Source organism: Nonomuraea sp. LP-02 (genome assembly GCF_036289125.1).
Taxonomy (GTDB): domain Bacteria; phylum Actinomycetota; class Actinomycetes; order Streptosporangiales; family Streptosporangiaceae; genus Nonomuraea; species Nonomuraea bangladeshensis.
The window spans coordinates 6,688,376-6,705,097 of sequence record NZ_JAXCLK010000001.1; the positions used below are offsets into that span (position 1 = coordinate 6,688,376).

The window sequence follows — 16,722 nt, forward strand, 5'->3', positions numbered from 1 at the left end:
TCAGTGTCCGAGACCCCGTACCCGCCCGGCGCCCGGGTCCTCGTCCGGGACGCGGAGTGGATCGTCCGCACCTGCGCGCCCCTGACCTACACCCAGGGGTTCAAGGTCACGGCCATCGGATCGTCGGAGTTTGTCCGCGACGAGGACGGCGTCTTCTTCACCGACATCGAAGACATCGAACTGATGCGTCCCGAGGACGCCATACTGGAGCAGGACAGGACGGACCACTTCGCGGCCGGCCGGTTGTTCCTGGAGGCGGTTCTGCGCAGGACTCCTCTCCCGCAGACCGAGAAGGGGCTGGCTCTGTCCGACAGGTTCCTCCTGGACTCGTTGCCCTACCAGCTGCGTCCGGCGGAACTGGCGCTGAGGGGACTGCGTCCGCGTATCCTGCTCGCCGACGTCGTCGGACTGGGCAAGACCCTGGAGATCGGTCTCATCCTCGCCGAACTGATCAGGCGAGGACGGGGCGAACGCATCCTGGTCGTCACCCCGCAGCAGGTTTTGGAGCAGTTTCAGCACGAACTGTGGACCCGCTTCTCCATCCCGCTGGTCCGTCTCGACTCGATCGGCGTCGAACGGATCCAGCGTGAGATTCCCGCGGGCCGAAATCCGTTCACCTACTACAAACGGGTCATCATCTCCGTCGACACCCTAAAGAACGAGGGCAAGTACGGCCAGCACCTGGAGAAGTTGCACTGGGACGCGGTCGTCATCGACGAGTCACACAACCTGATGGGCGAGACCACTGCGCGCAACAGGCTGGCAAGGCTGCTGTCCCGGCGGACCGACGCCCTTCTGCTGGCCAGCGCCACCCCGCACAACGGCGACAGCAATTCCTTCGCCGAGTTGATCCGTATGCTCGACCCGTCGGCCATCGCCAACGACGAGCGTTACTCGGCAGAGGACATCGCACATCTCTACATCCGGCGTACCAAGATCAGCCCCGAGGTTCGCGACCGGATGGGCAGCAGGTGGCCTGAGCGTGGTCCGTCGATCCCTGTCAGATGTGCGGCGAGCCCCATCGAGGAACGCATCTTCGAAGAGTTTCGCGAGGTTTGGCTGGCCGGAGATCAGCGCGAAGGCGGTCCCGTCGTCGATCAAAAGCACCGGCTCTTTCCCTACACCCTGCTCAAGTCATTCCTCTCCTCCCACGTGGCTCTCGCCGCGACGGTCGTCAACCGAGTGCGATCGATCGAGGCGGAGGACAAAAAGGCGGCCAAAGACAAGGCCGCACTTCGCGTAAAGCGGGATCAGAACCCCCTGGTGGAGCTCGGCAAACTGGTCAACGAACCGCCGGTCGCGCACAGCCCGGAGCGTGATGCGCTGCTGAGTCTCAGCCGGCTGGTCCTCGAAATGACCGACGACGACTCAGCCAAGTTGACCGCGCTGATCAGGCAGCTCGCAGACATCGGCGTAGCCCCCGGCAGCCCCACCCGAGTCGTAGTCTTCTCCGAGAGCGTCCCCACCCTGGAATGGCTCAAGCGGGTACTACCCGAGAGGCTCGGCCTGACTGAGCCAGGTGCCATCGAGATCATGCACGGCGGATTCTCCGACATCCAGCAGCAGGAGATCGTCGAACGTTTCTCTCTGGCCGACAGCAAAGTCCGTGTGCTGCTCACCGGCGACGTCGCCTCCGAGGGCGTCAACCTCCACAAGCAGTGCCATCACCTCATCCACTACGACGTGCCGTGGAGCCTTATCCGCATCGAGCAGCGCAACGGCCGTATCGACCGCTACCGCCAGAAGCACAACCCCCAGTTCAAGGCACTGATCTTGACGTCCAGAGTGGAGGATCCCCGGGAGGCGAAGGATGACCGCCTGGTCGCGGAGAAACTGCTCGCCAAGGAAGAGTCCGCGCATCACAGCCTGGGCACGGCCGAGGCGGTCACCGGCGAGTACCGGGCCGAGCGCGAGGAACGGCGACTCATTCAGGACCTGCTCGCGGGCAAGACAGTCGAGGAGTCGATTGAGGCACACCCTGCAGGTGACTTCCTGGCCGGGCTGCTCGCGGGTGTGGGCGACAAGCCCGCCAACCCCGATCCGCTGCTCGCCACGGCACCGAAGCTGTTCGACAGCACCGAGGAGTTCGTCAAGGAGGCCATCAAGGAGCTGAAGCTGCTCGGGGACCTCGAAGACGACGGCGAGATGCTCGCTTTCACACCCCCGAAGGACCTGATCCATCGGCTGTCTGCGCTGCCTGCCTCCTACCTGCGAACGCATAACATCAAGGAACGGATGAAGGTCACTTTCCACCGCGGCCTTGCGGAACGCAAGCTCGAAGAGGCCCGCAACAGCAAGACCATGTGGCCGGACATCGCCTACCTGTCCGACCTCCACCCCCTGGTCGACTGGCTCACCGACAAGGTCCTGGTCCAACTCGGCCGCCAGAAGGCCCCTGTCATGATGGCCGACGTCACCGAGCCGACCTTCCTCATCCAGGGCATCTACTCCAACAAGCTGGGCCAGCCCACGGTCGTCGAGTGGATGGCCGTTACGGGCTCCGCCGTCCAGGACGCTGACATGGTCGAGGTTCTGAGGCGCGCCGGAGTCGGACCGCGGATGATCAATCCAGATCGTCCAGTGGACCTCGCCCCGCTGCAGGAACTGGTGAAGCCCGCCGTGGATATCGCGCGTGTTCATCTGGAGAAGCGGCGCACACACTACGACGCGGAGGTCGTCCGTCCGCTGGAGCTCTACCGCGAACGGCTCACCGACTGGGAGCAGTTCACCTTGGACGGAGCGCGAACCAAAGCCCAGGCAGATCGCGCCCGCCGTACCGCCGACGAGCAGCGACGTCTCCTCGATTCCATGCAGACCACGGGTGAGCCGCTGCTGCGGATCCTCGCCGTACTGATTTCCCAGGGCGGGCACCAGTGAGCTTCGACTCGATCGTCAACCGCGGCGACTACTTCTCGGCCCACTACCTGGCTGAGATTCTGCCCAAGGATCTGAAGAAGAAGGGCGGCCTGCTCGCTCGGTGGGCCGAGGAGGAGAAGGCCGGCCGTACCACTCCGCGCAGGGGGCTGCGCGCTCTGAGCAAGCCCTACTTCGCCGACCGGCCATTCTTCTCGGAGTTCGACGTACGGCGCCGCGAAGGAGAACCCCTCAACCCGGATGACGTGGCCGAGTGGCGCAAAGAGCTGAACGAACTGCACGGCGACATCCTCCGCGCGCTCGGCTACCAGGCGCAGCCCCGCGAGCTGACGGTCGAACGGGGGAACCGGGAGCACACCGTCCACGTCGCCCACGCCGACCGACAACTTGCCGCCATCGAATGCGGCTGGGCCTCCACCGCGGAGGCTGCCATCGCCGGCGAACTCCTCGCCCCCGTCCAGCTCGATAACCGCGAATGGATCACCGCCGCGACGAAGCTCGCCTCGTGGCTGCTCAACAGCGACATCGGGCTACGCTACGTGATCATCCTTGCCGGGGGAGTGATCATCCTTGCCGACCGGGCGACCTGGGGTGACGGCCGTTACCTGGCCGTCAACCTAGACGTGGCGCTGAGCCGGAACAACCAGGCGGAGCTGGATCTCATCGCGGCGCTCTTCGGCGCGGACTCGCTGCTGCCTCCGGAGGAGGGGGGCTCCGACCGGCTCACCGAGCTGTTGTCCAACTCCCGCCAGCACGCGGTCGGCGTGGACAAGGAACTACGCAGAGGCATTCAGAGTTCCGTCGAGCTGATCGCCAATGAGGTGCTTAACCGGATTCGCCAGGCGAAGCGGCCCTCCGAGAACGGCATGGTCCCGGTCCAGCCCGAGGACATCATGGAACCCGGAGCCCTGGCCAAGGAACTGGGCCGCGAGGCGCTGCGCTACCTCTACCGGATCTTGTTCCTTCTCTACGCCGAGGCTCGGCCGGAGCTGGGCATTCTCCCCACCGACGACGAGGACTACGGCAAGGGCTACAGCCTGGCCCGGCTGGGCGATCTTGTGGTGCGTGACCTAGTGGGGGAGGAGGCCAAGCAGTCCTTCCATCTGTACGAGTCGCTGGACCTGCTCTTCCGCATGGTCAACAAGGGTCACCGGCAGCGGGCCGAAACCGTCGAGGAGACCTCCGAAGGGGAAGGGTTGCGCTTTGAGCCGCTGCGCTCCGACCTGTTCGAGCCGTCGAAGACCAAGCTGATCGGCCGGGACGCGATCCTGGTCCCTGGCTACAGCAAGTACGAAGACGCGCCGAGGATAGACACCCGGCTGCGTAACGAAGTCCTCTACCAGGTCCTGCGCAACCTCATGCTGACCAAGGGCAAGAAGAACGAGCGCGGCGGCTTCATCTCCTACGCCCAACTCGGCATCAACCAGCTCGGCGCGGTGTACGAGGGCCTGATGTCCTACACCGGGTTCATTTCCACCGAGGAGCTTTACGAGGTCGCGAAGAAAGGCGACGACCAGGGCGGCACCTGGACCATCCCGGCGTCGAAGATCGACGACTACCCCGACGACGTCAAGGTCTACAACCCCGACACCGGCGGGCTCAAGCACCACGCGAAGGGCGCGTTCGTCTACCGCCTCGCCGGCCGGGACCGGCAGACCAGCGCCTCCTACTACACCCCCGAGTCGCTGACCCAAGTCACGGTCGAGCTAGCCCTCAAGCATCGCCTGGATCAGGACGGCGCGACCACCACGGCCCAGGAGATTCTCGGCTGGAAGATCTGCGAGCCCGCCCTCGGCTCGGGCGCCTTCCTCAACGAGGCGATCAACCAGGTGGCCACCGAGTACCTGAAGCGGCGCCAGCGCGAACTGGGCGTCGTGATCGACCCGGAACGGTACGAGGAGGAGTGGCAGAAGGCCAAGGCGTACATCGCCCTGCACAACTCCTACGGCGTCGACCTCAACGAGACCGCGATCGAGCTGGCCGAGGTCTCCCTCTGGCTCAACGTCATGTACCCCGGCCTCCAGGCACCCTGGTTTGGGCTGCACCTGCGGCGGGGTAACTCGCTCATCGGCGCAGGGCGCCGCCTGTACGGCCCGGCGGCGCTGACCACAGGGGAGTGGCTCAAGACCGCCCCTGAGGATCTGCCGTTCTCCGCGGGGGAGCGGCCGGAGGGAAAGGTCCATCACTTCCTGCTGCCCGCCGAGGGATGGGGAGCCGTCGCGGGGGCGAAGGAGGCGAAGGAACTTGCTCCCGACCAGGCCAAGCAGCTCGCTGCCTGGGGGAAGAAGATCCGGGGCAAGGTATCCGAAAAGCGGAGGCAGGGGCAGAAGCTCACACAGTTGCAGCGGCTCCAGGCGCTGTCCGGGCGGGCCGAATACCTGTGGGGCCTGGTCGTCCAACGCTTGAGCATCTCCGAGCGGGAGATCAGTCGCAAGATCGACGTCTGGGGCGCGGACTGGATCGAGCAACCCGCCGACGCGGTGACCAAGGAGAAGGTCTACGGCGATCTGGTCGCACCCGGCACTCCGTACTGGCGGCTGAAGACAGTCATGGACGCCTGGTGCGCTCTGTGGTTCTGGCCACTGGACCGTGTCGGGCTGCTCGACGGTTCCGACGACGTCTATGTACGGCTGGTGCCCGCGATCCCTGCTGCGGCTGAGAGCCTTCCCACGTCCGTTGACGTGCGACTTCCGGAGACCGAGGAGTCGATCGGGTTCTGGGTCCAAGCCCAGGAGCCGCTGTTTCCAGTGAGGGACGAGCAACTCGGCCTGGACGGGCTCGCCCAGGAGATCAAGGAAACCAAGACGAGCCGTCCGAAGCCTGCTCGCAAGCGCACGGCCCTTGAACCGCTTCGGCCGGTTATCCCGCTCGCCGACCTTGACGACTGGCTGGACTTCGCCGAGGCGGTGCTCGGCCGGGTGGACATTGACTACGGCGAGACGGGAGCCCAGCAGGGCTTCGCGACGACGTTCACGACGCTCGACGAGATGGAGCACCACGAGGACGACGTCGTTGGCTGGATGAGAATGGAGTCCCCAGGCAAGATCGCCGAGAGATTCCCATGGCTGCATACCGTCGAGGTGATCGCGAAGGAACAGGGGTTCTTCCACTGGGAGCTCCAGTTCGCGCAGATCGCGAACGCCGGAGGTTTTGATCTTCAGGTCGGCAACCCCCCGTGGGTTCGCCCGCAGTGGGACGAGCTGGGTGTGCTAGCCGAGTTCGAACCCTGGTTCAAGCTTGCCGAGAAGGCATCAGTCGCGGAGAAGTCCGCGCGCCGGGGCGTTGCGCTTGAGTCGGTCGCTGTTCGCGGGGCTTTTCTTCGTGAGCGAGCACAGATCAGCGGGACAGTGACCTTTTTCAAGTCGATCCAGACCTTTCCACTGATCGTCGGTACCCAGCCCGATCTCTATCGGGCTTTCATGAGCCGGACCTGGGCCAATGCCGCACCGGCGGGTATAATCGGGCTCATTCATCCCGACACCCACTTCACTGGTGAGCGAGAGGCGGCCCTTCGAGAGGCGGCGTACCGGCGTCTGCTCGTGCACGGTGACTTCGTCAATCCAGGCCATCGGTTTTTCCCTGAGCCGGTTGGAGAGTCCACGCATTTCGGAGTACATATCTATGGAGCCGCAGGAGAGATCGGCTTCGACCATCTGTCGTGGCTCTTCTCCGTCGAAGCGTTGCGCGGGTCCGCCGCGCATGATGGGGCCGGCGACCCGCCCGGCGTCCGCTACAGGGGTGCATTGGATGAACGCCCCCATCGTTCCAGAATTGTCCGAGTGGACCATGACGTTCTCGCCCAGTGGCAGCGTCTGACTGGAGAGACGGACCTCGCGGTCGAGCAGACTCGGCTACTTTCGCCGGTGAGCACGGCGGAAGCCGCCGCGATCCAGGGATTGGCCGACTACCCCATCCGGCTGGGACAGTTCGAATCTCAGGTCTCGTCGGGATACCACGAAAGCGGGGCCAAGGACGCTGGACTCATCACCTATGACCTCTCCAGCCCCGGCGACTGGGCCGAGGTGATCCTCAAGGGAGTGCAGCTCGGGCTGGCGACACCACTGTTCAAATCGCCAACGGCGGGCAGCAACGACGTGCTCGGGCTAAACCTGATGACGCTGGATCCCAATGAAGTCCCCGAGACCGAGTATCGGAGGGTTCCCGATCGCCAGACGTACGAAAGTGCCCAGGATCTCTGGACCGATTTCCAACTCCTGGAGCGGTTGAGTCACGACCCCGCCGAGCTGGCAGCGGCTCGCACGGCTGTCGCCGAGGCGAAGAATAAGGAAGAGGGCGCTGTTAGCGATCAAGAGGTTAGGGCTCATCTGATCCGCCGTTCTCAGCGGCGCTACACAGAGTTCTATCGGATGGCGTGGCGTAAGATGATCGCTCCTGACACGGAACGCAGTCTTTACGTGGCTCTCCTGCCTCCGGGACCCTCGCACATTGACGGGATCAGGAGTGCCGTGGTCCGCGATAGGCGGCAGACCTCGCTTACCGCGGGTTTCTGGTCCTCCATTCCGCTCGATTACTTCCTCCGGACCAACGGGACAGGAAACCTTGACGTCTCATCAGCGCGTCTTCTGCCCGTCCCTGCTGTCGATCATCGGCTTGCTGACGCCTTGTTGCTACGCACCCTTCGCCTGAACTGCCTCACCACGGCCTACAGCGACCTTTGGGAGGAGCTCTACGAGGATGCATGGCAGGACGAGACCTGGGCCTGCGCCTGGGACGGACTGCCCGCCCTCGGTGAGGTCGGCCCCGTGTGGGACTACACGACACCGCTGCGCAGTGAGCGCTCCCGCCGAGCGGCACTTGTCGAACTGGACGCCCTGGTCGCGGTCTGGATGGGCATCGATGTGGACGCCCTCATTGCCATGTACCGGGCCCGCTTCCCGGTGATGAACCGTTTCGAGGAAGGGCTCTATTTTGACGCCGAGGGCTGGAAGCTCGCGGCGAACCATCGCACTATCGGCCAGATCCAGCGCAAGGAGCATTACGAGCAGCTGACGGCTCACCTAGATCCCGAGATCAACGGCCCGGTGCCGGACGGTTACACCGCGCCCTTCTATAAGGCCGACCGGGAAGCCGAATACCGGCAAGCCCACGCCGTCTTCTCCGAGTGGCTCCGCCAGGCGCAAGCCGCACAGGAAAGGGACGGTGAGGTGTGAAGCCGACGCTCGCCGCTGACGAGCTCCAGCGGAACCTGACCCAATATCTCACCACGACCTTCGCCCTCGCCGAGAAACCGGTCAGAGAGGCCCTGGAGCGGTTCCTCAACCACCCCGAGCAAGGCATCTTCCGCGGGCCGTACCTGCGGATCCGCACCCCCTTTCAAACCGCTGAGCCCGGCTGGGACGATTGCCTGGAGTGGAAGCCACCGGGGGAGTGGACCCCGTACCGGCACCAGGCGAAAGCATTCCGCCGGCTCAGCACGCTTCGCAAGGCCGCCGATCCGACACTGATCACGACCGGCACCGGCTCCGGCAAGACCGAGTCGTTCCTCGTTCCGATCCTCGATCACTGCCGCAGGGAGAAGCGCCGGGAGCAGTACGGCGTGAAGGCCGTGCTGCTCTACCCCATGAACGCCCTGGCCACCGACCAGGCCCATCGGCTCAACGACTACCTCGGCCAGTCCGACCTGCAGGACGTCACGGCCGCCCTCTACATCGGCGACACCCCGGAGGTCGGCTACAAGCACGTCATGACCAGGCGCGACGAGATTCGCCGCAACCCGCCCGACATCCTCATCACCAACTACAAGATGCTCGACCTGCTCCTCCAGCGAGTCGATGACCTTTCGCTGTGGAGGGACGCCGACCTGGCGTACGTGGTGGTCGACGAGTTCCACACCTACGACGGCGCGCAGGGCACCGACGTGGCCATGCTGCTGCGTCGCCTCGCCGCGGCCACCGGGCACTCGCGGACGGGGAAACCTCTCGGCGACATCTGCCCGGTCGCCACCTCTGCGACACTGGGCGAGAGCAGCGGTAACGGCCTCATTCGCCAAGCCGCCGAGCAGGTCTTCGGCACGCCGTTCCGCGAGGACGCCGTGATCGGCGAGGACCGCCTTACCGCCGAGGAGTTCATCGGAGAGATCGATGTGACGCTTCCCCTGCCCGACCCGCAGGACCTGGCGTTGCTCGGCGACCCGCTGCGTGACCCCGGCGCGATGGATGAGATCGCCGCTGCCGTCACCGGCAGGAATGGCCTCAGCTCGCAGGAACTGGGCAGGATCCTCAAGACGCACATTCTCACCCAGGCGGTGCTCGACCTGCTCAGCGGCGGCCCGGCGACGCTGGAGGAGATGCTCGAACTCTTGCCGCGCCGAGGCGCATACAACTGGGGTCAGGCCATCCGGAAGTCCCCTGCCCAGGCCGCGACCGCTTTGGCCCGTTTCATCGCGCTGCTGTCGGCGGCGAAGAACCCCGATGACCCCCAGCGGTCACTCCTGCACATTGAGACGCACATCTGGGTGCGCGCCGTATCGCGACTGTTGCGCTTGGTCGACCACCGCCCGGCGTTCGCGTGGGTGGGCGAGTTGCCCGTCCTGGACACCGACTCGACGTTCAACGTGCTCGGCAAGAACCTCCTGCCATCGGTCTACTGCCGCCACTGCGGCCGCTCAGGGTGGGCTGCGTTCTCTCCTGAAAGGGACCCTGCCGAACTGATCATCAGCCCGGACAAGATCTACCAGGCCGCCGTGGGATCGGAGAAGAAACGCGTCCGTCCGCTGCTGGTGGCCACCCGAAGCGAGGTGGAGGGCAGGACGGCAGGTGTGATGGTGTTCACCGGCGACCGGGTACGCCCCCTCGATCCCGCGAAGGACACCTACGGCGAAGGCGACAACGTCTTCGTCCTGGCCGACCTGCGCACTGAGGCTGAGGCCAACCGCGCCGCCGAAGCCGACCGCTGCCCAGCCTGCAACATGGACCAGGGCATCCGCTTCCTCGGCGCGGGCTTGGCGTCGCTCGCCTCGGTGACCATCACCCAGCTGTTTGCCGGCAACCAGCTCGACCGGAACCAGCGCAAGACCCTGCTGTTCAACGACTCCGTCCAGGACGCGGCCCACCGCGCGGGATTCGTCGCCAACCGCTCCTACGCCTTCTCGCTGCGCCGTCTGCTCGCCTCACGACTCGACGCCGAGGTGCCGACACGGCTCAACGACCTGGTCGCCGACCTGATCGCGGCGGCCAGTGAGCACGAGGTGCTTCCGTCGGTGGTCCCGCCCGACCTGCACGACCGCGACGAGATCGATGCCATCCTGTCCGGCGAGACCAGTGGCTCCGCAGCGTCGTGGGACCTCATCGGGGAACGCCTGGCGTTCGCCGCCGTCATGGAGATGGGACTGCGCTCACGGCAGGGCCGTACCCTCGAACTCACCCACACTGCCGCCGCCGATGTCGTGCTGCCCGATCCCGAGAGACTCACCGCGCTCGCCCGCGACAAGCACCTAGAGGTGCAGGGGGTTATCGAGCTCGCCGCCGATGACCGCTATCTGGCCTATCTCCGGGGGCTGCTAGAACGGCTCCGCACTCGCGGCGCGATCAAGCACGTTTGGCTGGACCGGTGGATCGGCGTGGCAGGGACCAAACGCTACACGGCGATCTGGGGGAAGCGCCCAGAGGGTATGCCTGCCTTCCCCCGCGGCCTGTCAGCCCCTACGTTCCTGCTCGACCGCAAGAAGACCGGCTCCGAGTTCGACCGTATCGACGCCGACCAGGGCTGGTATCAGGACTGGACGGCGCGCTGCCTCGGCCTGGGCAGGGGCGCGGCGGGTGATTACCTGGCCCGGATCCTGCCCGTGCTGGCCGCCGAAGGCGTTGTGTCGGCCCGCACCGCAGACGATGGCTCCACCCGCGTCTACGGCCTACAGCCCGGCCACATCCAGGTTCGGCTGCTGGACAATGCGCAGGCCGACCAGGCAGGTGTCGCTTGCGACACCTGCGCCTGGGAGCAGACCGTCCACCCCGACCTCATCGACGACTGGCACGGCCACCCCTGCCCCCGCTATCGCTGCACCGGCAGTCTCACCCAGCGGGCCGACACCGACTACCGGCGCGACTACTACCGGCAGCTCTACCTCGGCCGCGAAGGCGCCTTCCGCGTCGTCACAGCCGAGCACACCGGGGCACTCAGCCGCAAGCAACGCGAACAGGTCGAGCAGCGCTTCCGCGACGGCGACCGCTACAACGACCCCAACGTGCTGGCCTGCACCCCCACCCTGGAGCTGGGTATCGACATCGGCGACCTGTCCGCCGTCGTCCTCGCCTCCCTCCCGCCCGGCCCCGCCAACTACGTGCAGCGGGTCGGCCGGGCAGGCCGCCGCACCGGCAACGCATTCCTGGTCACCCTGGTCGGCCGCGCACCCCGCGACCTGTACTTCCTCGGCGAACCCCGCGACATGATCGCGGGCGAGATCATCCCGCCGGGCAGCTACCTCAAGGCGGTGGAGATCCTCCGCCGGCAATACGTCGCCCACCTGGTCGACCTGTGCGCCCGCGGACGTCTCCCCGGCGCGGCACCGCTACCCCGGCGCGCCTCCGCCCTGTTCGGCGACACCGGCTGGCTGGAAGCGTTCTCGGCGGCCGCCCTGCGAGACGGGTCCACACTCGTGGCGGAATTCCTCGGCCTGTTCGACGCGACCGTCGCCGAGAGCGCCGCCGCCGCGGAGCTCCGCGAGTTCGCCATCAGAAGGATCGCCCAGGACATCAAGGAAGCAGCGCTGACCTGGGACGAGCGACTCGCTGATCTCCGCGACCGGCTCGCGGCCATCGACACGGCCATCGAACCCCTCGTGGAGTCCGACCCCATCCAGCGGGCTCAGAAACGTGCGCTGCGAGCTGAAGGCCGCGGCATCGCCAAACGCATCAGCGAGATCGGCAGAGAGAATGCCCAAAGCGCCCTCGTCGAGCTCGGGCTGTTGCCCAACTACTCGCTGATCGACTCAACGACCAGCCTGGAGGCCACCCTCACGTGGGAGGACGAATCTCCGAACGCCGCCGCCCGTTATCACAGCGAGGTGCGTGAATACCCGCGTCCGGCCCGGCTCGCGCTCACCGAACTCGCCCCCGGCAATTCCTTCTACATGCAGGGCTACCAGCACCAGGTCACCGGCCTAGACATAGGAACCCCCGCTAGGCCCACCTGGCAACACTGGCGGGTCTGCCCTGACTGCGGCTACGTGCGCACCACGCTGGCGGCCGAGGACACCAGCCCGTGCCCACGCTGCGGCAACAGGGCGATCGGCGACCGCGAATGCCTGTATGGCGTGCTCCGCCCGACCCGCGTCACCTCCTACGACCGCAGGGACGACGCGCAGATCCGCGACGACCACGACGATCGGCAGCGCCGCTATTACGAACAGGCAGTCGCGGTCGACATCGAACCCGCCCACATCGAGCACGGCTCCTGGCGTCACGCCAAGACGACCTTCGGCGTCGACTTCACCCGCAAGGCGATCATCCGCCGGTTCAATCTGGGCACCACCCGCCACGACCGGCCCGCCACCGGCAGGTTCGCGGGGGAGGACGTCCGGCTCAACCCCTTCTACACCTGCCCGGCCTGCGGCGGCACGACCTGGGACGGGCCTCCGGCCATGGTCACCACCGTAGGGCCGATAGCCTCCTCGTTCGCCGACCCCTCTCGCAAGCACCACCGGCAATGGTGCCCCCACCGGCGGGCTTCGGAACACGTCGAGCATGTCAAGCTGATCCTTGCCCACGAACTGGAGACCGAGGCGCTGCGCATCCTGCTGCCCGTCGCCACTCTGCTGATCGAGGAGCGGATGGCCTCATTCGAAGCCGCGCTGATGGCAGGCGTCGCAGCGTGCTACGGCGGCGACCCTTCTCATCTCGCCATCGTCACGGCGACCATGCCCGACCCGGACACCGGACGACAGCGACGTTTCCTCGTCCTGCACGACACTCTGCCGCGCGGCACCGGCTACCTGCATCGCCTGTCTCAGCATGAGGAGTTTCACCAGGTGCTGACGGCGGCGTTCGACATCGTCGCCACCTGTGTCTGCGCCACCGACCCGAACAAGGCAGCCTGTCACAGGTGCCTGCTCTCGCACGTGCCCGGCAGCAAGTACGACAAGGTCAGCAGGGCCGAGGCGTTCACCATGCTCAAGGATCTACTGGAGGGCTGGAAGACCAAACCCGTCGCCACCACTGACGCGATCTCGTTGTGGGACCAGGTGGAGAGCGAGCTGGAGGCCCGTTTCCGGGGCGGCCTGGAAGCGTGGGCCCGCCAGGCAGACACTCCCGGCACGCTCGCTCGTGCCGGCCACATCAACCGCAAACGGGTCGCCGACCTGCGCATCGAGGGCCCAGACGGGGCGATCGTGCACTGGCAGATGATTTTGCAGAACACCATCAGAGAAACCCGCCCCGATGTGCTGTTCCGCCGCCTCGACGACGCTCCTTTGGAAGTCGCGGTCTACCTCGACGGTTACAGCTACCACGCCGCACCGGACAAGAACCGCCTCGCGGGTGACGCCGCAAAGCGGGCCATGCTGCGCGCACACGGGCGCGTCGTCTTCCAGCTGACGTGGGATGACATCGACGAATGGGAACGGCGCGGCTTCGGACCCGTCCCGGCGGGCGAACCGATCCGAGCCCCCTACCAAGGGAACGCCCGGACCGCCGCGCGGCAGACCTACCAGCAGTTCAGCCCCGGACGCGACCCCGACGAATTGGTCCGCACCATGTGGACCAACCCCATCGATACGTTGCTGGCGTTCCTCGGCAACCCGGACATGGAGCTGTGGCTCAGACGTGCCGAAGCCGTGACAGCCGGCCTCCTGCGCCTGGCCCAGGCGCCATCGGTCAGCGGGCCCGATGGCGTCCCTGAACGGCTGACCGCCGCGCTGCGTGGTGAGCCGCTGCCTGCTTCTCTCCCCGGCAAGCTGGCCATCATGAGGGCCTCGGACAGCGATGGCTGCCTCGTCGCGGTGGTGGTCGACCAGCGATCCGGATACGCCTGGACGGCGTTCGCGCTCATCGACGACACCAGGGCGACGATCGTCGCGGATGAGGCAGCGCACAAGAAACGCTGGGCTGCCTGGCTGTATTGGGGCAACATCCTGCAGTTCCTTGACGCGGGCGCCGGGGACGGCGGCCAGCTCACGCTCTCGGGACTGGACGCATTCGATCCCTCCCTGCTCGCGGCGGCGGGCGGCGCGGGCCTCCTGTCTGCGCTGAGCCTGCTGCCACTGGACGAGGACCTCCAGGATGACGACGGCACCCAGGAGAGCACGTCCGGCACTCGAACCGTGCCCGCGCAACGGAAACCCGAGGCCGCGCCTGCCGCACCCAAGGAGAGCGACACAGGGTGGGAGAAGGTCTACGACCTGCTCGATCCGGAGGAGCCTGGCCTGGCTGAGTTCGTGCGTCTCCTCGCGGATCTCGGGGTGCCCGCTCCTACCGTCGATGATGTCGGATTCGAACTGGGTGATCAGGCGTGGCAGGCCGAAATCGCCTGGCCGGGCGTGAAGGTTGGCGTTGTGCTCGCCGGAGACGACGATGAGGCGCGCAAGCGGAACGCGGCATACGCGGACGCTGGATGGGACGTACGCGACGTACAGGGCTGGACTCCGCAGGAGCTGGCGGACCGGATCGGAGGACGGTGACCGTGCAGGGCGAAGCCACACTGCGACTGCTCGACAAGACTGATCAGGAGATCCGTAAACTACCCCGGATCATCCGAGGGGCGATCTACGACTTTCAGCACAGGTTCCGCCGGAACCCGGCTGACCCGGAACTCCAGCTCACCGCGCTCGCCGGCCGCCCACGACTGCTCACCGCGCAGGTCAACGATGACTACGGTGCAATACTTCTCCACGCGGGGGAAACCGACTACATCCTGGTGGCGGTCAAGCTCCACCGAGACCTCGGCGAGAATCTCGATCGCTTTGCCCACCAAATCAACCCGGTCACCGGCGGCATCGAATTCGCCGACCTGGGTGAGATCGAACAGCGGATCGGCGAGGCTCCCACCGGCTTGTTCGCGGCCTTCACCCCGCAGCAACTCCTGCGGCTGGGCGTGGCTGAGCCGCTGCTCGACCTGATCGCGAAGATCTCTACCGAGGACGAACTCAGCAGCCTGGTCGAACGCGCCCCGCAGCTCACCGGGGAGGTCCTGCGGGCACTGCACGAGGGCAGGAGCTTTGAAGAGGTCCTTAGCCAGGTCACCACACCGGTCTCTGTCGAAGAGCCGATCGACGCCGACGACTACCAGACCGCCCTGACCCGTCCCGCCACCCAGGTCACCACCAGCGACACCGAACTCCAGGAGGTCCTGGAGGGCGACTTCGAACGGTGGAGGGTTTTCCTGCACCCCGCCCAGCGCAAGGTCGTGGACCGGGATTACAGCGGTCCCGCCCGGGTCAGCGGAGGCCCCGGCACCGGCAAGACCATCGTCGCTCTCCACCGCGTCCGGCACCTGGTCGAACGGCTCGGCCCCGGCGACCGCAAAGACGTCCTGCTCACCACTTTCAACAAGAACCTGGCGGCGGATCTGCGGCAGCGCCTGCTGGAACTGGCCGGACCCGAAGTTGTCCAACGCGTTGAGATTGTCAACATCGACAAACTGGCCACCCAGATCGTCGCCGAAGCCGAACCGGGTGGGCGACGGCGCTGGATCGACGACACCAAAGCGCTGCAGGAATGGCAGGACCTGCTCACCGAGGTGGGCGAGACCCGCTGGGACGCTGAGTTCATGCACGCCGAGTGGTCCCACGTGATCCTCGGGCAGGCCATCGTCTCCCGGTCCGACTACTTCCGGGCCCGCCGCGCCGGCCGGGGACGGACCATCAGCAGGGAAGCCCGCGCCGCCATCTGGCAACTGGTCGAACGCTACGTCAAGCGGCTCGACGATAAGGATGTGTGGACCTATCGGCAGGTCGCCGAGCGGGCCGCCCGCCTGGAGACCGAGCGTGCCGCCAGGAACGCCTCCTACGAAGCCGATCAGGTCAGCTCGATCAAGCTGCAGCGGGAGTCCGGCATCTGGCATCGCCCGCGCTACCGGCACATCGTCGTCGACGAGGCGCAGGACCTCAGCGCGGCTCACTGGAAGATGCTGAGGGCGATGGTGCCCGAAGGCAGAAACGATCTGTTCATCGCGGGCGACACCCACCAGCGCATCTACGGCAACTACGTATCTCTGGGCACCCTCGGCATCAACATCCGCGGACGCTCGTCGAAACTGACGCTCAGCTATAGGGTAACCGCCGAGATCCTGCATGCTGCGATCGCCCTGCTGGGCCAGGAGGAATGGGACGACCTCGACGATGGCCGGGAAGACCTGCATGGATACCGATCTGTGCTGCACGGGTTGAACCCCGAGCTTCGGCGGGCCGCCACCTGGGACTCCGAACTGGACGGGCTGGTCGACCAAGTCCGTCAGTGGAACGACGTGCCGTTTTCGTCGATCGCAATTTGTGTCCCAGAACGGACGATGGTGGCCGATGTCGAGCAACGCCTCGGTAAGGCAGGCATCCTAGCTGCGGCGATCGGACCTGATGGGCCCAAGCTTCACGACGCGGTCCATGTCGGGACCATGCACCGGTTCAAAGGGTTGGAATACCAGCGGATGATCATCGCTGGTGTATCCGACGGACTAGTGCCCTCCCAGCGGGCAGCCCAGTATGAGGCCAACGACCCACTGCGCTACCGGCGCGAACTACAGCGCGCCAGGTCCTTGCTGTTCGTCGCCGCCACCCGGGCTCGCGACGCCTTGGTTATCTCCTGGCACGGGCGAAAGAGCAGGTTCCTGCCATGAAACCAGCGCTGGCCGCTGAAGGACCACGGCGGGGCCGCATAATAGCCGTACGGACCATCCTCGGGC

At 66.1% G+C, this 16,722-nt stretch carries 4 protein-coding genes; all 4 read left to right on the forward strand.

All coding sequences use genetic code 11. From position 1 onward, the window contains the following. The first annotated feature begins 3 nt into the window (after nt 1-3). From SMD20_RS31570 to SMD20_RS31585, 4 genes are read left to right on the forward strand one after another with little or no spacing between them, the layout of a single operon-like run. Nucleotides 4-2,877, forward strand: coding sequence for a DEAD/DEAH box helicase (locus tag SMD20_RS31570; protein WP_329588332.1), 2,874 nt, complete (start codon nt 4-6; stop codon nt 2,875-2,877). Next, entirely contained in the window at nt 2,874-8,045 is a 5,172-nt protein-coding gene (locus SMD20_RS31575; protein WP_329588334.1) for a class I SAM-dependent DNA methyltransferase, read from the forward strand. The genes SMD20_RS31570 and SMD20_RS31575 overlap by 4 nt, the downstream gene beginning before the upstream one ends. Further along, nucleotides 8,042-14,506, forward strand: coding sequence for a DEAD/DEAH box helicase (locus tag SMD20_RS31580; protein ID WP_329588336.1), 6,465 nt, complete (start codon nt 8,042-8,044; stop codon nt 14,504-14,506). Before SMD20_RS31575 ends, SMD20_RS31580 begins: the two co-directional genes overlap by 4 nt. Continuing rightward, nucleotides 14,503-16,656, forward strand: a complete 2,154-nt coding sequence (locus SMD20_RS31585; RefSeq protein WP_329588338.1) for a UvrD-helicase domain-containing protein — start codon at nt 14,503-14,505, stop codon at nt 16,654-16,656. Before SMD20_RS31580 ends, SMD20_RS31585 begins: the two co-directional genes overlap by 4 nt. Nucleotides 16,657-16,722 lie beyond the last annotated feature (66 nt).